Source organism: Ralstonia sp. NFACC01, assembly GCF_900115545.1.
In the GTDB taxonomy this organism is placed as follows: domain Bacteria; phylum Pseudomonadota; class Gammaproteobacteria; order Burkholderiales; family Burkholderiaceae; genus Ralstonia; species Ralstonia mojiangensis.
Genome location: NZ_FOWV01000005.1, coordinates 171323 through 195735, shown reverse-complemented (window position 1 = coordinate 195735; position 24413 = coordinate 171323). Strand labels below are relative to the sequence as shown.

General features: G+C 62.9%; 21 protein-coding genes. 9 read left to right on the top strand and 12 right to left on the bottom strand.

The features are described from left to right. Positions 1-121: 121 nt before the first annotated feature. Both BM136_RS14375 and BM136_RS14370 read right to left on the bottom strand, forming a co-directional pair. A complete protein-coding gene (locus tag BM136_RS14375) occupies positions 122-1261 on the bottom strand; it encodes a PilT/PilU family type 4a pilus ATPase (protein ID WP_092972473.1) in 1140 nt (379 codons plus the stop codon). 67 nt (positions 1262-1328) lie between these two features. Continuing rightward, positions 1329-2372: a type IV pilus twitching motility protein PilT gene (locus BM136_RS14370; protein ID WP_009241469.1), complete on the bottom strand. Its 1044-nt coding sequence runs from the start codon at positions 2370-2372 to the stop codon at positions 1329-1331. Positions 2373-2494: 122 nt separating this feature from the next. On the opposite strand from BM136_RS14370, the gene BM136_RS14365 reads away from it, so the two are divergent. After that, positions 2495-3211, top strand: a complete 717-nt coding sequence (locus BM136_RS14365; protein WP_092972472.1) for a YggS family pyridoxal phosphate-dependent enzyme — start codon at positions 2495-2497, stop codon at positions 3209-3211. Positions 3212-3241: 30 nt separating this feature from the next. Further along, complete coding sequence (gene proC / locus BM136_RS14360) at positions 3242-4066, top strand: pyrroline-5-carboxylate reductase (protein WP_092972471.1); 825 nt, start codon at positions 3242-3244, stop codon at positions 4064-4066. 529 nt (positions 4067-4595) lie between these two features. Here the strand turns inward: proC and ubiA are convergent. From ubiA to BM136_RS14330, 5 genes are all read right to left on the bottom strand, one after another. Further along, positions 4596-5471, bottom strand: coding sequence for a 4-hydroxybenzoate octaprenyltransferase (gene ubiA, locus BM136_RS14350; RefSeq protein WP_092972470.1), 876 nt, complete (start codon positions 5469-5471; stop codon positions 4596-4598). A 66-nt stretch (positions 5472-5537) separates the two neighbouring features. Further along, on the bottom strand, positions 5538-7715 hold the full coding sequence (gene katG / locus BM136_RS14345; protein WP_092972469.1) for a catalase/peroxidase HPI: 2178 nt from the start codon (positions 7713-7715) through the stop codon (positions 5538-5540). Between the two features lie 127 nt (positions 7716-7842). Continuing rightward, positions 7843-8343 carry a Dps family protein gene (locus BM136_RS14340; RefSeq protein WP_048933003.1) on the bottom strand — a complete coding sequence of 167 codons (501 nt, stop codon included), beginning with the start codon at positions 8341-8343 and terminating at the stop codon, positions 7843-7845. A 174-nt stretch (positions 8344-8517) separates the two neighbouring features. Beyond that, on the bottom strand, positions 8518-8760 hold the full coding sequence (locus tag BM136_RS14335) for a hypothetical protein (protein ID WP_092972468.1): 243 nt from the start codon (positions 8758-8760) through the stop codon (positions 8518-8520). Positions 8761-9066: 306 nt separating this feature from the next. Beyond that, entirely contained in the window at positions 9067-10014 is a 948-nt protein-coding gene (locus BM136_RS14330; RefSeq protein ID WP_092972467.1) for a LysR substrate-binding domain-containing protein, read from the bottom strand. Between the two features lie 151 nt (positions 10015-10165). Here BM136_RS14330 and BM136_RS14325 point away from each other — a divergent pair, with 151 nt between their 5' ends. Together BM136_RS14325 and BM136_RS14320 are read left to right on the top strand one after the other, a co-directional pair. Beyond that, a complete protein-coding gene (locus BM136_RS14325) occupies positions 10166-11329 on the top strand; it encodes a metallophosphoesterase (RefSeq protein ID WP_092972466.1) in 1164 nt (387 codons plus the stop codon). A 188-nt stretch (positions 11330-11517) separates the two neighbouring features. Then, the gene (locus tag BM136_RS14320; protein WP_092972465.1) at positions 11518-12537 is read left to right on the top strand and encodes a sensor domain-containing diguanylate cyclase; all 1020 of its coding nucleotides are present in this window, start codon (positions 11518-11520) and stop codon (positions 12535-12537) included. 22 nt (positions 12538-12559) lie between these two features. Here BM136_RS14320 and recG read toward each other — a convergent pair whose 3' ends face one another. Beyond that, positions 12560-14749 carry an ATP-dependent DNA helicase RecG gene (recG, locus tag BM136_RS14315; RefSeq protein WP_175537139.1) on the bottom strand — a complete coding sequence of 730 codons (2190 nt, stop codon included), beginning with the start codon at positions 14747-14749 and terminating at the stop codon, positions 12560-12562. A 92-nt stretch (positions 14750-14841) separates the two neighbouring features. Between recG and queA the strand changes: the two genes are divergently transcribed. From queA to secF, 5 genes are all read left to right on the top strand, one after another. Further along, positions 14842-15903: a tRNA preQ1(34) S-adenosylmethionine ribosyltransferase-isomerase QueA gene (gene queA / locus BM136_RS14310; protein ID WP_092972463.1), complete on the top strand. Its 1062-nt coding sequence runs from the start codon at positions 14842-14844 to the stop codon at positions 15901-15903. Positions 15904-15905: 2 nt separating this feature from the next. Beyond that, positions 15906-17057: a tRNA guanosine(34) transglycosylase Tgt gene (tgt, locus tag BM136_RS14305; RefSeq protein WP_024979061.1), complete on the top strand. Its 1152-nt coding sequence runs from the start codon at positions 15906-15908 to the stop codon at positions 17055-17057. Positions 17058-17162: 105 nt separating this feature from the next. Continuing rightward, on the top strand, positions 17163-17495 hold the full coding sequence (yajC, locus tag BM136_RS14300) for a preprotein translocase subunit YajC (protein ID WP_024979062.1): 333 nt from the start codon (positions 17163-17165) through the stop codon (positions 17493-17495). A 110-nt stretch (positions 17496-17605) separates the two neighbouring features. Continuing rightward, positions 17606-19495 carry a protein translocase subunit SecD gene (gene secD / locus BM136_RS14295; protein WP_092972462.1) on the top strand — a complete coding sequence of 630 codons (1890 nt, stop codon included), beginning with the start codon at positions 17606-17608 and terminating at the stop codon, positions 19493-19495. A 78-nt stretch (positions 19496-19573) separates the two neighbouring features. Further along, positions 19574-20545: a protein translocase subunit SecF gene (gene secF / locus BM136_RS14290; protein ID WP_092972461.1), complete on the top strand. Its 972-nt coding sequence runs from the start codon at positions 19574-19576 to the stop codon at positions 20543-20545. Between the two features lie 98 nt (positions 20546-20643). Here secF and BM136_RS14285 read toward each other — a convergent pair whose 3' ends face one another. The 4 genes from BM136_RS14285 to purB form a co-directional block, all read right to left on the bottom strand. Further along, positions 20644-21240: a YceI family protein gene (locus BM136_RS14285; RefSeq protein ID WP_092972460.1), complete on the bottom strand. Its 597-nt coding sequence runs from the start codon at positions 21238-21240 to the stop codon at positions 20644-20646. Positions 21241-21304: 64 nt separating this feature from the next. Then, the gene (locus BM136_RS14280; protein WP_092972994.1) at positions 21305-21877 is read right to left on the bottom strand and encodes a YceI family protein; all 573 of its coding nucleotides are present in this window, start codon (positions 21875-21877) and stop codon (positions 21305-21307) included. Between the two features lie 98 nt (positions 21878-21975). Beyond that, on the bottom strand, positions 21976-22557 hold the full coding sequence (locus tag BM136_RS14275) for a cytochrome b (RefSeq protein ID WP_092972459.1): 582 nt from the start codon (positions 22555-22557) through the stop codon (positions 21976-21978). Between the two features lie 263 nt (positions 22558-22820). After that, on the bottom strand, positions 22821-24194 hold the full coding sequence (gene purB / locus BM136_RS14270) for an adenylosuccinate lyase (protein ID WP_092972458.1): 1374 nt from the start codon (positions 24192-24194) through the stop codon (positions 22821-22823). Positions 24195-24413: the final 219 nt, after the last annotated feature.

Sequence of the window (24413 nt, the reverse complement as noted above, 5' to 3'; positions counted from 1 at the left end):
CCGCTTAAACGGCAATTCTCAGCAAATATTAAGGAAAGATCATGACGACCGGGCGGTCTTCCGAGTGACGCAAACGTTATGCGCCGCAAATTACCTCAAATGGTGTAGCGCGTGGGCCACATCAGACAACATTCAGATGCTCGGTGCCGGCCGACAGGTCGGTCTGGCCGCCACGCTTGCTGTGCAGCTTGATCTGCAAGCGCAGATCGTTGAGGGAGTCCGCATTGCGCAACGCGTCCTCGTAAGTGATCTTGTTTTCCTCGTACAGCTCGAACAACGCCTGATCGAACGAGATCATCCCTTGCTCGCGGGATTTCTTCATGACCTCCTTCAGCTCGTGCACCTCGCCCTTGAAGATGAGGTCTTGCACCAGCGGGGTGGCCAGCATGATTTCGACGGCCGGCACGCGCCCTTTTCTGCCCTGACGTGGCAGCAGGCGCTGCGCGATCATCGCGCGAAGGTTCAGCGACAGGTCGATCAGCAACTGCTGACGCTTCTCTTCCGGGAAGAAGTTGATGATCCGGTCGATCGCTTGGTTTGAGCTGTTGGCGTGCAGCGTGGCGAGGCACAAGTGGCCGGTTTCCGCGTACTGGATGGCGTATTCCATCGTGTCGCGATCCCGGATTTCGCCGATCAGGATCACATCCGGCGCCTGGCGCAGCGTGTTCTTCAGCGCCACGTGCCAGGACTCGGTATCCACGCCCACTTCACGCTGCGTCACCACGCAGTTCTGGTGGGTGTGCACGTATTCCACCGGATCTTCGATGGTGATGATGTGGCCATACGAATTCGCGTTGCGATAGCCCACCATCGCCGCCAGCGAGGTCGACTTGCCCGAGCCCGTAGCACCCACCACGATCACCAGCCCGCGCTTGCTCATCACGATCTCGTTCAGGATCGGCGGCAAATCCAGCTCGCCCAGCGTCGGGATCTTTGTGTTGATGGTCCGCAGCACCATGCCGGCGCGGCCCTGCTGCATGAACGCCGACACACGGAAACGCCCCGCACCCGGCGCCGTGATGGCGAAGTTGCATTCCGAGCTGTCTTCGTACTCGCGCAGCTGCTTCTCGTTCATGATCGACTTGACCAGACCGACGGCCTGCACGGCATTCAGCGGCTGCTGCGAAATCGGCGTGACCTTTCCGTCCACCTTGATCGCGGGCGGAAATTCCGACGTGATGAACAAGTCCGAGCCACGGCTGTTCACCATCAACTGCAAGAGTTCGTGGATGTATTTGGTGGCGGCTTCGCGGTCAAGCATGGCGTGCCCCTCCTGAAGAAAATTGGAAAGCGCGCTTGACGTATCAGTCAGCGCATCAGTTCACGTATCAATTCGCGAACGCGTCCGGGTTCTTGGCGATGGCGCGCGCGTCTGCGTAGTTGATCGCCGAGCGCTTGATCAGCTCCGACAGACATTGGTCGAGCGTCTGCATGCCCATGCCGCTGCTCGTCTGCATCATCGAGTACATCTGCGAGATCTTGTTCTCGCGGATCAAGTGACGGATGGCCGGCGTGGCAATCATGATTTCATGCGCCGCAATCCGGCCCGACCCGTCGCGCGTCTTGAGCAGCGTCTGCGAGATCACCGCCTCCAGCGATTCGGAAAGCATGGTCCGGACCATCTCTTTTTCGTCCGACGGAAACACGTCGACGACCCGGTCGATGGTCTTGGCAGCCGAGCTGGTGTGCAGCGTGCCGAACACCAAGTGGCCCGTTTCTGCGGCCGTGAGCGCCAGGCGAATGGTCTCAAGATCACGCAATTCGCCCACCAGCACCACGTCCGGGTCTTCACGCAGCGCCGACTTCAGCGCATTGGCGAACGAGTGTGTATGCGGACCAAGCTCGCGCTGGTTGATCAGGCTCTTCTTCGATTCATGCACGAATTCGATCGGGTCCTCCACCGTGAGGATGTGGCCCATGTCGTTTTCGTTGCGGTGGTTGACCATCGCGGCAAGCGTCGTCGACTTGCCCGAGCCGGTCGGGCCCGTGACGAGCACCAGGCCGCGCGGCTTCATCGCCAAGTCCGCAAACACGGCAGGCGCCTTCAGGTCGTCCAGCGAGAGCACCTTCGACGGAATCGTCCGGAATACGGCCGAAGCGCCGCGGTTCTGGTTGAACGCGTTGACCCGGAAACGCGAGAGGCCGGGGATCTCAAACGAGAAGTCGACTTCCAGGTTTTCTTCGTAGACCTTGCGCTGCCCGTCGCTCATGATGTCGTACACCATGGAGTGCACATCTTGGTGCGTGAGCGGTGGCACGTTGATCCGGCGCATGTCGCCGTGGATCCGGATCATCGGCGGCAGTCCGGCCGACAGGTGCAAGTCCGACGCCTTGTTCTTGGCGGAAAACGCCAGAAGCTGCGCGATGTCCATCTTATAATGACCCCCGACTTTTTTATGTCGCCCGGGCGTCGCAATGGCGCCTCCAGACGCGCTCCGAGCCGTTGTTTTGACGTGCCGGAACCTTGTTTATTTGTAACAAACGTCGCCGGATTATGTCTGTAATCGCCGCCAACTTGCAAGCCGTGCGTCAACGGATCACAACGGCCTGCACACTGGCTTCGCGCGATGCTGCGGGTGTCACATTGCTGGCGGTTTCCAAGACGTTCGACGCCGATGCCGTACGCACCGCGCATGCCGCCGGGCAACGCCTCTTCGGCGAAAACTATGTGCAGGAAGGCATCGCCAAGATCGACGCGCTGGCCGACCTGCGCACGGGCCCTGACCCGATCCGCTGGCACTTCATCGGCCCCCTGCAGAGCAACAAGACGCGCGCCGTGGCCGAACAATTCGACTGGGTGCACAGCGTTGACCGCCTCAAAATTGCCGAGCGCCTCTCGGCCCAGCGCCCCGACACCTTGCCGCCGCTGCAAGTCTGTCTTGAGATCAACATCAGCCGCCAGGCCAGCAAACATGGTCTGATGCCAGATTTCGATGAAGTGCTTGCCGTGGCACAAGCCGTCTCGGCGCTGCCCCGTCTGCAATTGCGCGGCTTGATGGCCGTGCCTGAGCCGAGCGATGACCCTGCCGCGCAGCGCAAGCCGTTTGCTGATCTGCGTGCGCTGGCAGGTCGGCTGGGTGAGGCCGGCATCCCGCTCGATACGCTGTCAATGGGCATGTCCGCCGACCTGGAAGACGCCATTGCCGAAGGCGCCACCATTGTGCGTGTCGGCAGCGCCATCTTCGGGGCGCGGCAGTATGCCAACGCCTGAATTCCTGTTTTCTCTCACACCACCACTCTCATGCTCGACACTCTGAAACTCGGCTTCATCGGCGGCGGCAACATGGCGGCGGCCCTCATCGGCGGCCTGATCGCCAAGGGCGCGCACGGCGCCAACATCGTGGTGGTGGATCCGACCGAGCCTGCCCGCAGCCGCGCCGAACAGGCCTGGGGCGCCCACACCGCTGCCGCCCCGGGCGCAGAACTGGCCGACCGCGACGTGATCGTCCTGGCCGTCAAGCCGCAGCAGATGCGTGAGGTCTGCGCGCAACTCGCCCCGCATCTGGGCAACAGCCTGGTGCTGTCGGTGGCGGCGGGCATCCGGATTCAGGATCTGTCACGCTGGCTGAATGGCCACGCACGTGTGGTTCGGGCGATGCCGAATACACCAGCGCTCTCCGGTCTGGGTATGACGGGCCTGGCCGCCAACGCGGGCTTGTCCGACGCCGACCGCGCGACCGCCAGCGCCATCGCCAATGCCGTCGGCAAAAGCGTGTGGGTGCCCGCCGAGGCGCAGATTGATGCGGTGACCGCCATCTCGGGCAGCGGCCCGGCGTACGTGTTCTATTTCATCGAGGCGATGCAGCAGGCGGCGCAGGAGCTGGGGCTGTCGGCGGAGGATGGGCGCACGCTGGCGGTCGAAACATTTATTGGCGCGGCCACGCTGGCAGGCCAATCGTCTGAGCCGGTTGAGGTGCTGCGCGAGCGCGTGACGTCCAAGGGTGGGACGACCTATGCGGCGCTCACTTCAATGGAGGGGGCGAGTATCAAGGCTGCCTTTGTACGCGCGATGCATGCTGCTGCCGCGCGGGGCAAGGAGATGGGGGAGGAGTTTGGGAGGGATTGAAGCCTTGGTGGTCCATCCCTGTTTCGTACCCTGCCGGGCACGACTCACTTTTCTTTGTCTTGCCAAAGAAAAGTAAGCAAAAGAAAGGCGCGCCCGAGATGGCGACTTCCCCTTGAATTTGTGTGACCGCGCGGGGAAGGAGGCAAACTCGCTGCGCTCAGACAAGCCTCCTTCCTTGATCCGCCCGCTCACACAAATTCAAGTCGCCATCAAGGGCTCAACGTCAAAAGAAAAAGGCCAACCCGTCGCGAGGTTGGCCTTTGTCGTTTGAGCTGGCGCCGCGGAGGTTTGGCTGTTGTCCTTTGACTTGCCCTGCCCTATGCGGCGCCTTGAATTTCTGTTGCAAGGAGGAAAAAGAGGGGAGGCTGTCTGAGCGAAGCGAGTTTGCCTCCCCTCCCTCCATGCGACATAAATTCAAGGAGTCTTTCGCCGCATCGGGCGCGCCTTTCTTTGCTTACTTTCTTTGGCAAGACAAAGAAAGTGAGTCGCCCCCGGCAGGGGGAGAAACAAGGGATGCACCAAAAACGCCCTACCGCATCAAATACGCCCCCGCCACACCAGCAAACAAACACGCCCCCAGCCAATTGTTATGCCGGAAAACAAAAAAACACTTCATCCGATCCCGCGTCTGCAGCATCGGGTAATACCAAAGCGACAACGCCACGGCAGCGGCAAATCCAATCCAGTACGCCACGCCTAGCGCCATCACATAGCCAGCCCAGGCCATGATCCCGAAGAAGCCGACGTAGCACAGCATGATCGCCGCCACGTCGTAGCGTCCGAACGTAATGGCCGACGTTTTGATGCCGATGAGCAGATCGTCATCGCGATCGACCATGGCATACGCAGTGTCGTAGGCAATCGCCCAGAACACATTGCCTGCGAGCATCAGCCACGCCAGCACCGGCACCTGATCCTGCACTGCCGCGTACGCCATCGGGATCCCGAACCCGAACGCAATACCCAGGTACGCCTGCGGAATCGCGAAGAACCGCTTGAAGAACGGATACGTGCCGGCAATCACGATGGCCGCCACCGACATCCATTTGGTCAGCGCATTGAGCGGCAGGATCAGCGTGAAGGCGATGAGCGACAGCACCGCCGCAACCGCCAGCGCTTCCCATGGGGCGATCAGGCCGGCGGTAATCGGCCGCTCCTTGGTGCGTTTGACGTGTTTGTCAAAGTCGCGATCGGCCCAGTCGTTGACGGCGCAGCCAGCCGAGCGCATCAGGAATGTGCCGACCGTGAAAATCACCACCAGCGACACCGGCGGATGGCCATCAGCGGCCATCCATAGCGCCCACAGCGTCGGCCACAGCAGCAGCAGCGTGCCGATCGGTTTGTCCATGCGCATCAGGCGCGCATAGAGCACGAGGCGGCTGGGTTGGGCAGCGGACGATTGCATGGAAATCACCAAAGAAAATGGCGCCTGCACGAGGCAAGGCGCCATTTTAGTCCCGCCGAAAGCAGCTTAGGCGGCGGCCATATCGAACCGGTCGAGATTCATCACCTTGACCCAAGCGGCAACGAACTCGCTGATGAAGCGCTCCTTACCGTCGGCGCTGCCAAACACCTCGGCCAGCGCGCGCAGGATCGAATTCGAGCCGAACACCAGATCGACGCGCGTGCCGGTCCACTTGAGTTGACCCGTCTTGCGATCGAACCCCTCGTAGATGTTGCCGGCGGCCTTCCATTCGGTGCCCATGTCGAGCAGGTTGACGAAGAAATCGTTGGTCAGCGCGCCCGGCGTGGCGGTAAATACGCCGTGCTGGCTGCCATCCGCGTTGATGTTGATGGCGCGCAGGCCACCGATCAGCACGGTCAGCTCAGGCGCGGTCAGCGTCAGCAACTGAGCCTTGTCGAGCAGCAACACTTCGGCCGGCATCGCGTAATCGGCTTTCTGGTAGTTGCGGAAGCCGTCGGCCACCGGTTCGAGCGGCGCGAACGAGGCGGCGTCGGTTTGCTCGGCCGTTGCATCGACGCGGCCCGGCGTGAACGGCACGGAGATCGTCGTGCCAGCTGCCTTGGCGGCCAGTTCGATACCGACGCTGCCCGCCAGCACGATCACATCGGCCAGAGAAGCCTTGCCGGAAGCGCGTTGAATCTCCTCCAGCTTGGCCAGCGTGCCGGCCACCGGCTGGTTGACTGCCCAATCGTTCTGCGGGGCCAGGCGAATGCGAGCACCGTTGGCACCGCCGCGCTTGTCCGAACCGCGGAAGGTCGAGGCGGATGCCCATGCCACCGCAACCAGCTCGGCGGCCGACAGACCTGAAGCAGCAATCTTCGCCTTGAGGTCGGCGATGTCGACTTCGGTCGGCTTGTGCGTGGCAGCCGGAAGCGGGTCTTGCCAGATCAGGTCTTCACGCGGCACTTCGGGGCCGAGGTAACGCGACTTCGGGCCGAGATCACGGTGCGTGAGCTTGAACCAGGCGCGCGCAAAAGCTTCAGCAAATGCCTGCGGGTTGTCGAGGAAGCGGCGCGAGATCTTTTCGTACGCCGGATCGAAGCGCAACGACAGGTCGGTCGTCAGCATCGTCGGGCGACGCTTGGGCGAATCGGGCGTCGGGCCCGGAATGATCGCCTCGGCGTCCTTGGCCACCCATTGCAGCGCGCCGGCCGGGCTCTTCTCCTGCACCCATTCGTACTTGAACAGATTTTCGAAGAAGAAATTGCTCCATTGCGCAGGGGTCTGCGTCCAGGTGACTTCCAGCCCGCTGGTGATGGCGTCGGCACCCTTGCCGGTCCCATATGTGCTGGCCCAGCCCAGGCCTTGCGCTTCCAGCGGAGCCGCTTCGACATCGGCGCCAACGTGGCTTGCCGCGCCCGCGCCGTGCGTTTTGCCGAAGGTGTGGCCGCCAGCGATCAACGCGACGGTTTCTTCATCATCCATCGCCATGCGGGCGAAGGTGTCGCGGATGTCGCGTGCGGCGGCCAGTGGGTCCCCGTTGCCGTCCGGGCCTTCCGGGTTCACATAGATCAGGCCCATTTGCACGGCCGCCAGCGGGTTCGCAAGATTGCGGTCGCCCGAATAGCGGCTGTTGGGATTGTTGGTGGGCGCCAGCCAAGCGGTCTCGCTGCCCCAATAGACGTCGTTGTCCGGTTCCCAGGTGTCCTCACGGCCCGCGGCAAAGCCGAAGGTGCGGAAGCCCATGGTTTCGAGTGCCACGTTGCCGGTCAGGATCAGCAGGTCGGCCCACGAGATTGCCTGGCCGTACTTCTGCTTGATCGGCCACAGCAAGCGGCGCGACTTGTCGATGTTGACGTTGTCGGGCCAGGAGTTGAGCGGTGCGAATCGTTGCTGGCCGCGCCCTGCGCCGCCACGGCCATCACCCGTGCGGTACGTGCCGGCAGCGTGCCATGCCATGCGGATGAACTGCGGGCCATAGTGCCCAAAGTCTGCCGGCCACCAGTCTTGCGAATCCGTCATCAGGCGGCGCAAATCGGCCTTGAGCGCGTCGTAGTCGATCGCATTGAAGGACTTGCGGTAGTCGAACTTCGGCCCGAGCGGATCCGACTTCTCGGAATGCTGGTTCAGCAGATCAACGCGCAGTTGATTGGGCCACCAGTCTTTGTTGGCCGTACCGCCACCGAAGGCGTGCGAAGCAGCGGGAGCATGGCCGGGAAACGGGCATTTGGCTTCAGTCGTCATGATTCTCTCGTTTAGGTCATGGGGTTGATGCTGCCCCGCCCGCAACACAACGGGCTCGCGGGAGGGGCGCAATTCGCTGCTGTCGAAACGCCTGTCGCAAACGTGGCGAACGGCCGTCAAGCCAGCCTTAAGCCAGTAGCGAGCGCAGCATCCACGCGGTCTTCTCGTGGATGTCCATGCGTTGCGTCAGCAAGTCGGCGGTCGGTTCGTCGGCGGCCTTGTCAACATCCGGGAACAGGCTGCGGGCGGTGCGCGTCACGGCTTCGTGGCCGGCTACCAGCTCACGCACCATGTCCATCGCCTCGGGAATGCCCTTCGATTCCGGAATCGACGACAGCTTGGCGAACTCCGAATACGAGCCCGGCGCGGGATAACCCAGCGCGCGGATACGCTCAGCCACCGGGTCGACGGCATTCCACAGTTCGTTGTACTGCGTCTCGAACATCAGATGCAGCGTGTTGAACATCGGGCCGGTGACGTTCCAGTGGAAGTAATGCGTCTTCAGATACAGCGAGTAGGTATCGGCCAGCAGGCGCGACAGGCCTTCTGCGATCTTCTTGCGATCCTTGTCAGCGATGCCGATGTTGATCTGGGCTGCGGCAGTCGCGCCGCTGTTCTTCTTTGCCATCTGGATTCCCCTATGAAGTGGTGTGCAAAAACGCGATGCCCTTGCCTTGATTCAGCGTCGGGCCATGCGTGCTTCAAGCCTTCTTTCGGTTGCCGCTCGCGCAGCAAGTTCCGATCGTCCCATCGTCCTATGACGAAACGCACAGCGGATGGCAACCGAGCATCCGGCCGGTCATCAGACCATGAGCTGCACCGTACCGTGCAGGAGCACGATCATAGCGCCGGCAGCCACGATCGTTAGACCGATCTGCTTGCGCACCCACTTGCGTTGCAGGCGGGCGGATTCTGCAGCGCGGGTGCCGAGCCCGCCAGCCGCACTGCCGGGCATACCGGACAACGTCGGCACCTCTGCCTGCGACGCGCGCACGGTGCCCGCAAACCCCTGCCATTCCGAAACAAACATCCGCACCATTGCCATGCTTTTTCTCCTTGCGACCCCGCGCGTTCCTGATGCCCGAACGACAAGCGCGGGCAGCTTCATGCATCCATCAGGTCAGTGCGATTCACCATAGGCAGCGAGCCATTCCAGCACGGTCGCGACGGTGTTCGAGGCAAGCGGCAGGGACATGACGGGCTCCACGGTGATTGGGCAGTGAGCGATGCGCTCACCATGGAAAACAGTCTACCAATGAGCTATCGATGCGTATATTTGATTGTTTTTATCTATTAATTAGACGTGCGCTATGGCCGTCATGGAGTGACGGCCAGCGGCTACCTCAGAGGATCAATGAATCAGCGGGGTGGGCGGCAACAGCTTGATGCCGGGCAGTTCGCATTGCGCGACCGCCTTAGCCACCGCTTCGATCGCGGCAATGCGGGTGAAGCTCTTGCGCCAGGCCAGAACAACGCGGCGGTCGGGCACAGGCTCCTGGAAGGGCACGTAACTGAGCAGATCGGTGGCGACAGGCTGCATGCTGGGCACCGACGTGCGCGGCAGCACCGTAATGCCCACGCCGCTGGCGACCATATGGCGGATCGTTTCCAGCGACGAACCTTCGAACGTCTTCTGAATACCGTCCGCGTTCTGCGAGAAGCGCGACAGCTCCGGGCACACCCCGAGCACATGATCGCGGAAGCAATGCCCGTTGCCGAGCAGCAGCATGGTCTGCTGCTTGAGCGCTTCCGGGTCCACCGACGACGCCTTGGCCAGCTCGTGACCGCGCGGCACCGCCACGACAAAGGGTTCGTCGTACAGCGGCACCGTCATCAGGCCGGCCTCGGGAAACGGCTCGGCCATGATGGCGCAGTCGATCTCGCCCTGCTTGAGCAGCTCCACCAGCCGCACGGTGAAGTTCTCCTGCAGCATCAGCGGCATCTGCGGGACGGTGTCGATCATCTGCTTGACGAGCGCGGGCAGCAGATACGGCCCAATCGTGTAGATCACCCCCAGGCGCAGCGGCCCGGCCAGCGGGTCCATCCCCTGCTTGGCAATCTCGCGGATCGCCATCGTCTGTTCAAGCACGCGCTGCGCCTGTGTGACGATTTGCTCGCCGACGGGCGTGACGCTCACTTCAGATGCGCCGCGCTCGAAGATCTGCACGGCCAGTTCGTCTTCCAGCTTCTTGATGGCGACCGACAGCGTCGGTTGCGAGACGAAGCAGGCCTCGGCGGCACGCCCAAAGTGGCGTTCCCGCGCAACGGCGACGATGTATTTCAGTTCAGTGAGCGTCATGACGATCAATCGGCTTGGGGATATCGATAGATTTTACCAAGGGACGTGCAATGTTGCTTGAGGTTCGAACGGCGGCCTGGCATTGACAACGCTGCCAGCCGCCCCATCTTCCGGGGATACGCCCCACCGAGACAAAAGGAGCCGCCCCCACATGAGTGACGAACCTAACGGCAGCCGATCCCTGCCCCGCGGCAGACGCCGCTTCCTGATGACAACAGTCGGGCTCATGGCAGCGCTGCATCTCTACATCGGATGGCGGCTGCTGCCGGATCTGGGCTGGAACGGTGCGGGCTGGGCTGCAGGCGTCCTCTTCCTGCTCGTATCGACGGTGATGATTCCAACCGGGATGGCAGCGCGCTTCGTGATCCGTCCCATCTCGCTGGCCGATCGCGTGACCTGGGTTGGCGCCTTGCTGATGGGCCTGTTTTCGTCGCTGCTGGTCCTGACGCTGCTGCGCGACGTCGCGCTGATCGTGCTGCCGCAGACTTATCGGCACGACTCGGCCCTGCTCGTCGTCGCCCTCACCTTGCTGGTGACGTTGATCGGCTATGTCAATGCGCGCCGCATTCCCCGCGTCGCACGGGTGACGGTGCCCATTGCGGACCTGCCTGCCGCGCTGCACGGCTTCACCATCGCGCAAATCACCGATCTGCATGTCGGGCCCACAATCAAGCGTGCCTATGTGACGGGCGTGGTCGAGCGGCTCAATGCATTGCAACCGGATGTCATCGCCGTGACGGGCGATCTAGTGGACGGCGAGGTGGACGTGTTGCGTCCGCATATCGCGCCGCTGGCCGGCATGTCGGCTCGGCACGGCGTTTTTGCGGTGACGGGCAATCACGAGTACTACTCCGGCGTCGGCCCTTGGGTGTCTGAGTTCGAGAGGCTCGGTATGCGCGTGTTGATGAACGAGCATACGGTGCTTGAACACGACGGCGCGTCACTGGTGATCGCGGGGGTGACGGATTTCAGTGCAGGCAAGTTCGACGCCGCGCATGCGAGCGATCCAACGCGGGCGCTGGCAGGGTCGCCGCCGGGCGTCACGCCCACCATCCTCCTCGCGCATCAACCGCGCAGCGCTCCTGCCGCAGCAGAGGCCGGCTTCGACCTGCAACTGTCGGGGCACACGCATGGCGGCCAGTTCTGGCCGTGGAGCCTGTTTGTTCCGCTGCAGCAGCCATTTACGGCGGGGCTGCACAAGCTGGGGCGCCTGTGGATCTACACCAGCCGCGGCACAGGATATTGGGGCCCGCCCAAGCGATTCGGTGCGCCATCGGAGATTACGCTGATACGGCTGGAGCCGACCGTTGGCTAAACCGTAAGACCGGGCATTCGACGAAGAACCATCCGACCTCAACGTCTTGCCGCCTGCCGATTCTTTGCGCACCGTCGCAGTGCATACGAAAGTTGTAACGGCGCCTCACACCGGCGACATTTCGGTCTATGCCGTTCGGGTGACGGGCTAGAATCGCCCGACTCACAGCCACACCCGCGCCGCGCCCCATGTCGTTCGACCACCCGCCTCTGCAAAACCCCGCCACGCTCCTTGAAATCGTGCGAGCGCAGTCAGAGATCGCCAAGCTGGGCACAGATCTGGGCGCGATCATGGCGCTGGTTACCGAGCGGGCACAGCATCTGACGTGCGCGACGGGGGCGGTCGTCGAATTGGCGGAAGGCGATGAGATGGTCTACCGCGCCACCTCGGGCCTGACCGAAACGCTGCTGGGCCTGCGGCTGGCGCGCAAGGGCAGCCTGTCGGGCCTGTGCGTGCAGACCGGCGAAATCCTGCAATGTCCAGACTCCGAAACCGACGCGCGCGTCGACCGCGAAGCCTGCCGCCGCGTAGGTTTGCGTTCGATGGTGGTCACGCCGCTGCGACATCTCGACACCACGGTCGGCGTGCTCAAGCTGGTGGCACCGGAGGTGGACGCCTTCAGCGAAAGTGACATCAGCGTGCTGGAGCTGATGTCAGAGCTGATCGCCGCAGCCATGTTCCACGCTGCCAACGCCGAGCGCGATCAGTTATATCTGCGCGCCACGCACGACGCGCTGACCGACCTCCCCAACCGCGCGCTGTTCTATGACCGCCTGCGCCAGTCGATCCATCTGGCGCAACGCGCGCATGGCGGCCTGGGTGTGCTCAATGTCGACATGGACAATCTCAAGCTCATCAATGATCGCCACGGCCACCGCGCGGGCGATGCCGCCATTCGCGAGACCGCACACCGCATGGGCCGCACGGCACGGCGCTCCGACACGGTGGCGCGCGTGGGCGGCGACGAGTTTGCCGTGATCCTGCCCGGCATTGGCGCGCGGGCGGATGCGCAGGCGCAAAGCGAGCGGCTCATCGAAGAGGTGCAGCAACCGTACGTGTTCGAAGGCCAGCCGCTGGACCTGCGCGTGAGCATCGGCGTGGCGGTGATGCCCGAAGACGGCACCGAGATCACGGCCCTGCTTGATCAGGCCGATCGCGAGATGTACACCGCCAAGCGCTTGCGCAAGCAGGCACAGTTGGCGCACTAAAAAAAGGCGCGCGCCACCGGCGTTAGACGCGCAGGTAGTGCTCGCGCTCGCCGAGCCAGCGCTTGAGATGGGTGTCGACGGCTTCCGGAAAGCGGGCCAGCATGTCGTCCGCCGCTCCTTGGGCAAATTCGACGAGCCAAGCATCGTGGTTCAGATCGGCAAAACGCAGCATCGCTTCGCCTGATTGCCGCGCGCCGAGAAATTCACCAGGCCCGCGGATCTCCAGATCGCGCCGGGCGATTTCGAAACCATCGGTGGTCTCGCGCATGGTCTGCAGGCGCTGCTTGGCCGTCGGCGACAGCGGCGCCTGATACAGCAGCACGCACACCGATTCCGCAGTGCCGCGCCCCACCCGCCCGCGCAACTGATGCAACTGCGCAAGGCCAAAGCGCTCGGCGTGCTCGATCACCATCAGCGAGGCATTGGGCACATCCACACCGACCTCGATGACGGTCGTAGCGACCAGCACGTGCAGGTCGCCGCCGGCGAAGGCGCTCATCACGGCGGCCTTCTCGGCGGATGGCAGGCGTCCGTGCACAAGGCCTACTTTCAGGCCTTGCAGACTTTGCGAAAGCGTCTCGAAGGTTTCAACGGCGGTCTGCAATTGCAGCGCTTCGCTTTCCTCGATCAGCGGGCAAACCCAGTAGACCTGTCGCCCTTCGCGGGCGGCGGCGTAGATGCGTTCAATGACTTCGTCGCGCCGCGCATCGTTCACCAGGCGCGTGACGATGGGCGTGCGGCCGGGCGGTAGCTCGTCGATGGCTGAGACGTCGAGATCGGCGTAATACGTCATCGCCAGCGTGCGCGGGATCGGCGTGGCGGACATCATCAGTTGGTGCGGCACTTGCGCGTTGGCGGCCGCGGGAGCATCGCCATTGCTCGCCTTACCGCGCAGAGCGAGCCGCTGTGCCACGCCAAAGCGATGCTGTTCATCGACCACCGCCAGACCCAGCCGCGCGAACGTCACGGCGTCCTGAATCAGCGCGTGCGTGCCGATCACGAGTTGCGCCGTGCCGGCCGCCACGCGCGCCGCCGCCTCCTCCTTCTGCTTGCGTTTGAGGCTGCCAGCCAGCCAGACGATGTCCACGCCCAGCGGTTCCAGCCAGGCAGAAAGCTTGCGGTAATGCTGCTCGGCGAGCAGCTCGGTCGGCGCCATCAGTGCTGCCTGCCAGCCGGCATCGATGGCCTGGCATGCTGCCAGCGCGGCTATGACGGTCTTGCCGCTGCCCACGTCGCCCTGCAGCAATCGCTGCATCGGGTACGGGTGCGCAAGGTCGGCGCGGATCTCTTCCCACACGCGGGCCTGGGCGCCGGTCAGCTTGAACGGCAGCGCATCCATGAAGCGCGCGAGCAGCCCCTCCTTGCCGCTGTCGCGCAGGACAGGCGCGTTCCGCATGCGGCGCGCGGCCTGCGCACGCTTGAGCGAGAGCTGCTGGGAGAGCAGTTCATCAAACTTGATGCGCAGCCACGCCGGGTGCGTGCGCTCGACGAGGCTGTGCTCGTCGACATCGGGCGTCGGTTGATGCAGCAGGCGCACGGCATCGGCAGGCGTCATCAGCTTGAGCGGCGCGAGCGGGCCGCTGATGAGGCTGTTCGGCAGCGTTTCCGGCAGCGGCGTGCGCGTGAGCGCGTTCAGGATCGCCTTGCGCAGATAGGCCTGCGCCACGCCAGCCGTGCTCGGATACACCGGTGTCAGGCGGTCGGGCAGCGGTTCATCTTCCGCCACGGCGCGCACGGTCGGGTGCACCATCTCTGCGCCGAAGAAGCCAGCGCGCACTTCACCGCGCACGCGCAGGCGCACGCCTTCGGCCATCTGCTTGACTTGGCTGCCGTAGAAATTGAGAAAACGCAGAACCAGCTCGCCCGACTCATCGGCGATATGCACAACGAGTTGCCGGCGTGGCCGGAATGCCACTTCGTTGCGCGTGACCGTGCCTTCCACCTGCGCGGCCCAACCGGTATTGGCCCGAGCCGTGGCTTCTGCAATGGTCAGGAGGGTGGTTTCATCCTCGTAGCGCATCGGCAGATGCAGGACGAGATCGACGTCGCGGTGCAGGCCAAGTTTGGCGAGTTTGTCGGCCGGGCGGGCGGTCTTGGCTGCTGCCTTGGCTGGCTTGTCTGCCGGGGCTGCACGTTTTGGCTTCGGCGCCGGCGCGGTATCAGCGTCGGGCACAGGAGCAGCATCAGTGGCGGAACGGGCGCGAGGCGGCACAGGACGTTTACAATGGCGAACTTTGCGAGTCGCCCGATTGTACCGGCGCCCGCCACCATCACTTGGCGCAATCCACGTCTGCGCCACTTTTCATGCTGACGCTGTCCGATTTCGACTTCGATCTGCCGCCCGAGCTGATCGCACAAACCGCCTTGCCCGACCGCACCGCGAGCCGCCTGCTGGCCGTCCGCCGTACGGAGGATGCCGTGCATTTCGAAGACCGCCAGTTTGCCGATCTGATCGACTACCTGCGCCCCGGCGACCTGCTCGTCTTCAACGACACCCGTGTCATCAAGGCACGCTTTTTCGGCCACAAGGCCAGCGGTGGCAAGGTGGAGGTGCTCATTGAGCGCTTGCTGGACGAGCACACCGTGTTGGCGCAAATCCGCTCCAGCAAATCACCGGTCGAGGGCACGACACTGCGCCTGGCCGACGCCTTTGACGTGACGGTCGGCCCCCGCGCCGAGCCGTTCTTTACGTTGCGTTTCCCGCAGCCGGCGCTGGATCTGATCGAGCAATACGGCCGCCTGCCGCTGCCGCCCTACATCGAGCACGACCCCGACAGCTTTGACGAGACGCGCTACCAGACCGTGTATGCGCGCAACCCGGGTGCCGTCGCGGCACCCACAGCGGGCCTGCATTTCGACGATGCGCTGTTCGCCAAGCTGGACGCGATGGGCGTCAAGCGCGGCTTCCTTACGCTGCACGTGGGCGCCGGCACGTTCCAGCCCGTGCGTGTAGAAAACATCGCCGAGCACCGCATGCACAGCGAGTGGTACGAAATCACGCCCGAACTGGCTGAAGCCATCCGCGCCACGCGCGCAGCCGGTGGCCGCGTGATCGCGGTGGGCACCACATCGATGCGCGCGCTTGAATCGGCCGCACAGCCAGACGGCACGCTCAATGCCTGCAGCGGCGAGACCGACATCTTCATCACTCCCGGCTACCGGTTCCGCGCCGTCGACCTGCTGGTGACCAACTTCCACCTGCCTAAATCGACGTTGTTGATGCTGGTATCGGCATTTGCCGGCATGAGCGCCATCCGAGGCGCCTACCAGCACGCCATCGCCCAGCGCTACCGCTTCTTCAGTTACGGCGACGCCATGCTGCTCACGCGCGCCCCCGCCGAACCCAGCGAAACCCAATCGCTCTGACCATGCTCAAGTACGAACTGCTCACCACCGATGGCCTCGCCCGACGCGGCCGCATGACCCTGAACCACGGCGTGGTCGAAACGCCCATCTTCATGCCGGTGGGCACCTATGGCGCGGTCAAGGCGATGTCGCCGGCGGAGCTGAAAGACATCGGCGCGCAGATCATCCTTGGCAACACGTTCCACCTGTGGCTGCGCCCGGGCCTGGAAGTGATGGACGCGCACAAAGGCCTGCACGGTTTCAATGGCTGGGATAAGCCCATCCTGACCGATTCCGGCGGTTTTCAGGTGTTTTCGCTGGGCGATCTACGCAAGATCACCGAAGAAGGCGTGACGTTCGCATCGCCCATCAATGGCGACAAGCTGTTCCTGTCGCCGGAGATCTCGATGCAGATCCAGCGCCGGCTGAACTCGGACATCGTCATGCAGTTCGACGAATGCACGCCGTACAAGATTGGCGATCGCCCCGCAACCGAGGCCGAAGCTGCAGCCTCAATGCGCATGAGCCTGCGCTGGGCACAACGCTCGCGCAACGAATTCGAGCGCGAGAAAAATCCGAACGCGCTGTTCGCCATCGTCCAGGGCGGCATGTTCGAGAATCTGCGCGATGAATCGCTGGCCGGTTTGCAGGCGATTGACGCCGATGCTGGCGGCGAAGGTTTCGGCGGCTATGCCATCGGCGGCCTGTCGGTCGGCGAGCCCAAGGAAGACATGATGCGCGTGCTGCAGCACGTGGCGCCGCGTCTGCCTGCCAACAAACCGCATTATTTGATGGGCGTAGGCACGCCGGAAGATCTGGTGGCAGGCGTTGCCAGCGGCATCGATATGTTCGACTGCGTGATGCCGACTCGCAACGCGCGCAACGGCTGGCTCTTCACCCGCTTTGGCGACATCAAGATCAAGAACGCGGTACACCGCAATGATCCGCGCCCGCTGGACGAGACCTGCGGCTGCTACACCTGCAGCAATTTCTCGCGCGCCTACCTGCACCACCTGCAGCGCGTCGGCGAAATCCTGGGGGCCCGCCTGAACACCATCCACAACCTGTATTACTACCTGGAATTGATGGCCGAGATGCGCACCGCCATCGAGTCGCACGGCTTTGCCGCATTCCAGGCGCGCTTTGCCGCAGACCGCGCGCGGGGGGCGCTGTAACCCCGCTCCACAGGGCGCCAGGCGCGCCCATTTGCCGCGGCACCGCAATGGTAGAATGTCCGGTCCGATTTTTGACCGATTGACGAACCATTACGGAGTTCTGACGTGTTCCTGATTTCCGACGCTTACGCGCAAACTGCACCGGCTGTTGGTGGTGCCGCGGGTGGCCTGATGAGCTTCCTGCCCATCATCCTGATGTTCGTGGTGCTGTGGTTCATCATGATCCGCCCGCAAATGAAGCGCCAGAAAGAAACCAAGGCGATGCTCGAAGCCCTGGCCAAGGGCGACGAAGTCGTCACCGCTGGCGGCATTCTGGGCAAGGTTAGCAAGGTGGCTGAGCAGTACGTCACCGTGGAAATTGCTGCCAACACCGAAATCACCGTCCAGAAGAGCGCCGTGACGACCGTGCTGCCCAAGGGCACGCTCAAAGCACTGTAATCGGCCCATCCCGGCGCGGCGCACGATTGCGCTGGCGCCGGAATCCCAGGCAGCGCCTATTCTAAGAATCCGCGCCCGCGCCCCTCGGCGTCGCCTCTCTGCATTCCAAGATGAATCGCTATCCGCTCTGGAAATACATTGTGATCCTGGTGGCGCTTGCCATTGGGTTCCTCTATACGCTGCCGAATTTCTTCGGTGAGGCGCCTGCTGTGCAGGTGTCTTCTGGCAAGGCCACCGTCAAGGTCGACCTGAACGTGCAAAAGCAGGTCGAAAGCCTGCTGGCCGCGGCCAGCATTCAGCCCAACGGCGTGTTCTTCGACAACAACGGCACCTCCGCCAGCGTGCGCGTGCGTTTTGCCGACACCGATACGCAGCTCAAGGCCAAGGACGTCCTGGCTCGCGGCCTGAACACTGATCAAGCCGATCCGACCTACATCGTGGCGCTGAACCTGCTGCCAGGCTCGCCGCGCTGGTTGAGCGGCGCACCGTTCTTCGCCAAGCCGATGTTCCTCGGCCTGGATTTGCGCGGTGGCGTGCACTTCCTGCTGCAGGTCGACATGAACGGCGCCGTGACGAAGAAGCTCGACTCGCTGGCCGGCGACATCCGCACGCAATTGCGCGACAAGGGCATCCGCCACAGCGGCATCGACCGCAACAACAACACGATCACGGTCAAGTTCAGCACCCCGGACGACGCCGACCGCGCTCGCGGGCTGCTGGCAGACTCGACCCGCGAACTGGCCTACACCGTGGACAAGAGCGCCGACGGCGCCACACTCACCGGTACCTTCACCGCCGCTGCGATGAAGGAAGTGCAGGACAACGCGGTCAAGCAGAACATCGTCACGCTGCACAACCGGGTGAACGAACTCGGCGTGGCTGAACCGGTGATCCAGCAGCAGGGTCCGGACCGCATCGTCGTGCAACTGCCCGGCGTGCAGGACACGGCCAAGGCCAAGGACATCATTGGCCGCACCGCCACGCTGGAAGCGCGCCTGGCAGATCCGAACGCGCCGCTCGTGCCGCGTGCCGGCGATCCGGTGCCGCTGGGCGACGAACTGTTCACGCAAGGCCGCAGCGCTCCGGTGCTGCTGCAAAAGCAGGTGATCTTCACGGGTGACCGCATCACGAGCGCTTCGGCCGGCTTCGATCAGAACCACAATTCGTCGGTCGACATCACGCTCGACGGCCAGGGCGGCCGCATGCTGCGCGATGTCTCGCGTGACAACATCGGCAAGCGCATGGGCATCGTGCTCTTTGAAAAGGGCAAGGGCGAAGTGCTGACGGTGGCGACCATCCAGTCCGAACTGGGTTCGCGTTTCCAGATCACCGGCATGGGCTCGACTGAGGCGGCATCCGACCTGGCGCTGCTGCTGCGTGCAGGCTCGCTGGCCGCGCCGATGGAAATCATCGAAGAGCGCACCATCGGCCCGTCGCTGGGTGCCGACAACATCAAGAAGGGTTTCGATTCGGCGCTGTACGGCTTCCTCGCCATCTCGGTGTTCATGGTGCTGTACTACATGCTGTTCGGCGCGTTCTCGGTGGCGGCCCTGGGCGTCAACGTGTTCCTGCTGATTGCACTGCTCTCGATGCTGCAGGCCACGCTCACGTTGCCCGGTATTGCAGCTATCGCGCTGGCGCTCGGTATGGCCATTGACGCGAACGTGCTGATCAACGAGCGCGTGCGTGAAGAGTTGCGCAGCGGCGCGTCGGCACAGATGGCCATCGCGGCCGGCTTTGACCGTGCCTGGGCGACCATCCTCGATTCGAACGTGACGACGCTCATCGCCGGTCTGGCGCTGATCGCCTTTGGTTCGGGCCCGGTACGCGGCTTCGCGATCGTGCACTGCCTGGGGATCGGCACGTCCATGTTCTCGGCGGTGTTCTTCAACCGCGGTCTCGTGAATCTCTGGTACGGCCGCAAGAAGAAGCTGCAGAGCGTCGCCATCGGGCAGGTGTGGAAGCCGGGCAATACGAACACGGAATCGCCCGCCAAGTAATCACGCCACCCACAACGAATCTCGCATAAAACCGGCACCGCCCCGACACGAAGGGACGGTCGCCACAAAGGGCAGACCATGGAGTTTTTCCGCATCCGCCGCGACATTCCGTTCATGAAGCACGCGTTGATTCTCAACGCGCTGTCGTTCCTGACGTTTATCGCCGCTGTCTTCTTCCTGTTCCACAAGGGCCTGCACCTGTCGGTGGAGTTCACTGGCGGTACGGTGATGGAAGTCGCTTACACCCAGGCCGCCGATCTGCCGAAGATCCGCGGCGACGTTGAGAAGCTTGGCTATGCCGATGCGCAGGTGCAGAACTTCGGCACCTCGCGCGACGTGATGATCCGCCTGCCGCTCAAGACCGGTCCGGATGGCAAGCCCATCGCTTCGGCCGTGCAAAGCCAGCAGGTGATGACGGCCCTGAACGCCGCCAACCCTGACGCCAAGCTGCAGCGCGTTGAGTTCGTCGGCCCGCAGGTCGGCAAGGAACTCGCCACAGACGGCCTGCTGGCGCTGCTGTTCGTGGTGATCGGCATCGTGATCTACCTGTCGATCCGCTTCGAATGGAAGTTTGCCGTGGCGGGCGTGATCGCCAACCTGCACGACGTCGTGATCATCCTGGGCTTCTTCGCATTTTTCCAGTGGGAGTTCTCGCTGTCGGTGCTGGCGGGGGTGCTGGCGGTGCTGGGCTATTCGGTCAACGAATCCGTGGTGATTTTCGACCGGATCCGCGAAGCGTTCCGCAAGTACCGCAAGATGAACACGCACGAGGTGATCGATCACGCGATTACCAGCACCATCTCGCGCACGATCATCACCCACGGGTCGACCGAAATGATGGTGGTGTCGATGCTGGTGTTCGGCGGCCCGACGCTGCACTACTTCGCCCTGGCCCTGACGATCGGTATCCTGTTCGGCATCTATTCGTCGGTGTTTGTGGCTGCTGCGCTGTGCATGTGGCTGGGCGTCAAGCGCGAAGACCTGGTCAAGTCTGAGAAGAAGGCCGGTGGGCCGAAAGAAGACGATCCGAACTTTGGCGCACAGGTTTGAAGACCCTGCTACGCGCTGCCCCGAGGATTCATCCCTCGGGCAACAAAAAAAGCCCCGCAATTGCGGGGCTTTTTCTTTGGCTGTGGCGATCGCGTGGCTTACTGCTGTGCGACGTTGGTGTCTTGCTTGATGCCTTCCACCTGAATCTTCAGCTTGGTTTCCATGTTGAAACCGTAAGCCTTGCCGTAGTCGACGCCGAAGTCATCGCGCTTGAACTTCATCTCGGCATCGGCGCCGCAGACTTCACGCTTGAGCATCGGATGCGGCATGCACTTGAACGCGTCGATTTCCAGCTTGGCCGGCTTGGTCACGCCGTGCAGCGTCAACTGGCCTTCGGCTTCGGTCGGCACGTCGCCCTTGAATTTCGTGAAGTTGCCCTTGAACGTGGCGGTCGGATACTTGGCCACGTCGAAAATCTCGGCGCTCTTGGCGTGCTCGTTCATCTTGGCGAGACCGAAGTCGATGCTGTCGGTCTGCACAGTCACGTCAATGCTGCCGGTCTTGGCTGCGCGATCCAGCGTCACGGTGCCGCTGGATTTCTCGAACTTGCCGCGCCACTTCGACAGACCGCCCATGTGGTCGGCTTCAAAGCTCGGGTACGTATGGCTCGGATCGAGCTGGTACGTAGCAGGGGCAGCAAAGGCTGCGGTGGCGGCAACAGCGGACAGGGCGGCAACGAGGATACGCAATTTCATGAGAACTCCTGCGGAATAAAAGCGGCACACGAGGGCCGGAAAAACGTTGGGATGAGACTTCCGATTACTTCTTGGCGATGACGACGCGGAACTTGATCGTCACGTCGTCCGAGACGACCGACGTGTCCTTCCACTCACCATCACCCACCTTGAATACGTTGCGCTTGACCGGTAGCGCACCTTCAAAAATCTGATTGGAACCTTCCTGCTTGAACGTCACGGGTGCCGTCACGTCCTGCGTGACGCCCTTGATGGTCAGCTTGCCGACCACATCGACCTTGCCGCCCGCGCCGGGCTTGAACGCCGACGACACGAACGTTGCCTTCGGATACTTGGCGGTGTCGAACCAGTCCTTCTTCTTCAGTTCGTCGTTGTATTCCTTGCTGCCGACGTCAACGCTCGTCACATCGATGTCGACCTTCGCCGTCGAGGCAGCCACATTGGCCGCGTTGTAATTGACGGCGGCGTCGAACTTGCCGAACTTGATATCCATCGGCACGCCAAGCTGCTTGCCGGTGGCGGTGACGCTGCTCTTGGCGGCATCCACCTGGGCGATGGCCGATACCGATACGGCAGCGATCGACAGCGCGCCGGCGGCAACCAGGGCAATCGCGCGGGGGCGCACAAAACGTTTCATCATCAGACTCCTTCGGTCAGGCCGGGTCATGCCGGCAGTCTTGGTCAGGATGGAAAGGCAGGGCGCCGGCACACACCGTGCGCCAGCGCGCTGGGAAATCAGCGGAGGAACGGCACCATGCGGCGCAGCGTGCCGTCGCGATCGACGACGTGGTGCTTGAGCGCAGCCAGAATGTGCAGCACGACGATGGCCGCCATGGTCCAGTTCAGCCATTCGTGCGCCATGCTGAAGATGTCTTTCAGCGCATCGCTCTTGTCGAACGGCATCGGCAGTTCCCACAGGCCAAGATAGACAACCTTCACGCCGGCCGCGACGCTCAGCAGATAGCCGGTCAGCGGCACCGCCAGGATCAGCAGATAGAGCCCGAGGTGCGCGGCTTCGGCGGCGGCGTGCTGCCATTTCGGCAGACCGGGGACGGGGCCCGGCGCCGGGTGCGTCAGGCGCCACAGCACGCGCAGCACCGCAAAGATCAGCACCGTGATGCCGATCCACTTGTGATACGAGAACAACTTCAGCTTGGTCGGCGTAAAGCCCGGGATATCGGTCATGTACAGACCGAGCCCGAAGGCCGCGAAGATCAACAGCGCGATGATCCAGTGCATCGCAATCGCGGGCTTGGCATAGGCGCCGTGGTCAGCGGCGCCGCGCGTGGCGAAATTCGAGTGGGCGGCTTGTGACATCGGTTCCCTCGGTGTTTTGGAGCGCTCAGTAGGCGGCGCCTGTGGGTATGACCACGGCGCCAAACGATTGTGCATTATTTGCGCGATCCGACGGGTCAAGGCAGCCCGAAGTTCACCAAGCGATTCAAATTTTTTGATTGATCAGGCAGCTTTTAAGAGATGGTGCAGCAGACTGTTCTATGGAGCGTAATAAACAAAACGGCCCGCCCTCTGATCCGAGAGCGGGCCGTTCCTAAGACGGTACCACCAAATTTTTGCAACAATCAGGCGATACGGCGGGCCAGTTCTTCTGCCTTGCCGATGTAGCTGCCGGGCGTCATGTCCAGCAGCAGCTTGCGGGCGTCTTCGGGAATCGCCAGCGTGCCGATGAATTCACGCAACGCTTCGCGGGAGATACCCTTGCCGCGCGTCAGTTCCTTCAGTTGCTCGTACGGATTAGCGATGCCATAGCGGCGCATCACGGTCTGCACGGGCTCGGCCAGCACTTCCCAGCAAGCATCCAGGTCTTCGGCCAGTCGGGCCGGGTTGGTTTCCAGCTTGCCAAGGCCGCGCAGGCAAGCGTCGTAGGCCAGCAGGCTGTAGCCAAACGCCACGCCAATATTGCGCAGCACGGTCGAATCCGTCAGGTCGCGCTGCCAGCGCGACACAGGCAGCTTTTCCGACAGGTGGCGCAGCACCGCGTTTGCCAGGCCGACATTGCCTTCGGAATTTTCGAAATCGATCGGGTTGACCTTGTGCGGCATGGTCGACGAGCCGATCTCGCCGGCCTTGGTCTTCTGCTTGAAGTAACCCTGCGAGATATAGCCCCAGACGTCGCGGTCCAGATCCAGGATGATCGTGTTGGCGCGCGCCACGGCGTCGAACAGTTCGGCCATGTAGTCGTGCGGTTCGATCTGGATGGTGTACGGGTTGAACGTGAGGCCCAGGCGCGTCTCGATCACGTTCTTCGAGAAGGCCTCCCAGTCCAGCGACGGATATGCCGACAGGTGCGCGTTGTAGTTGCCCACGGCACCGTTCATCTTGCCCAGCAGTTCAACGGCTTCGATGCGGCGAATGGCGCGGTCCAGGCGGGCGGCCACGTTGGCCATTTCCTTGCCCAGCGTAGTCGGGCTTGCCGGCTGGCCGTGCGTGCGCGACAGCATCGGCACGTCTGCGTTGGCGTGAGCAAGTTCCACCAGGCGAGCCTGCACGCGGCGCAGCGTCGGCACGATCACGGTGTCGCGCGCGCCCTTGAGCATCATCCCGTGCGAGGTGTTGTTGATATCTTCCGACGTGCAGGCGAAGTGGATGAACTCGCTGGCGGCTTCCAGCTCGGCGTTGCCCTTCACGCGCTCCTTCATCCAGTATTCGACGGCCTTCACGTCATGATTGGTGACGGCTTCGATCTCTTTGATCCGGGCGGCGTCTGCCTCGGCAAAGTTCTCGACCAGCGCCAGCAACGCGCCCTCGGCAGCAGCGGAGAAACGCGGAATCTCGGCCAGCCCGGCCTGCGACAGGGCGATCAGCCAATGCACCTCCACCTTCACGCGATTGCGCATGAAAGCGGCTTCCGACAGCCACTCGCGCAGCGGATCGGCCTTGGCAGCGTAGCGGCCATCGATGGGAGACAGAGCGGTCAGGGCAGAAAGCGACGACATGGCAGGCGGGGAAAAATGTGAAGGGAATCTCAATCCGGACAACCCGGACGCGGCGTTGCGCGTTGAACCAAGGTGCATACGCGCACCCAAGCGAGCCCGCGATTTTACCACCCGGCACCTGTCTTTCACGGCCAATCCGGCCTAAAGCAAGCCTCCGTTTGGTTGAGTTGGGTTCAGGCGCCGCGCAGCGCACTCGGGAAAGTGCGCAGCTATACTTCC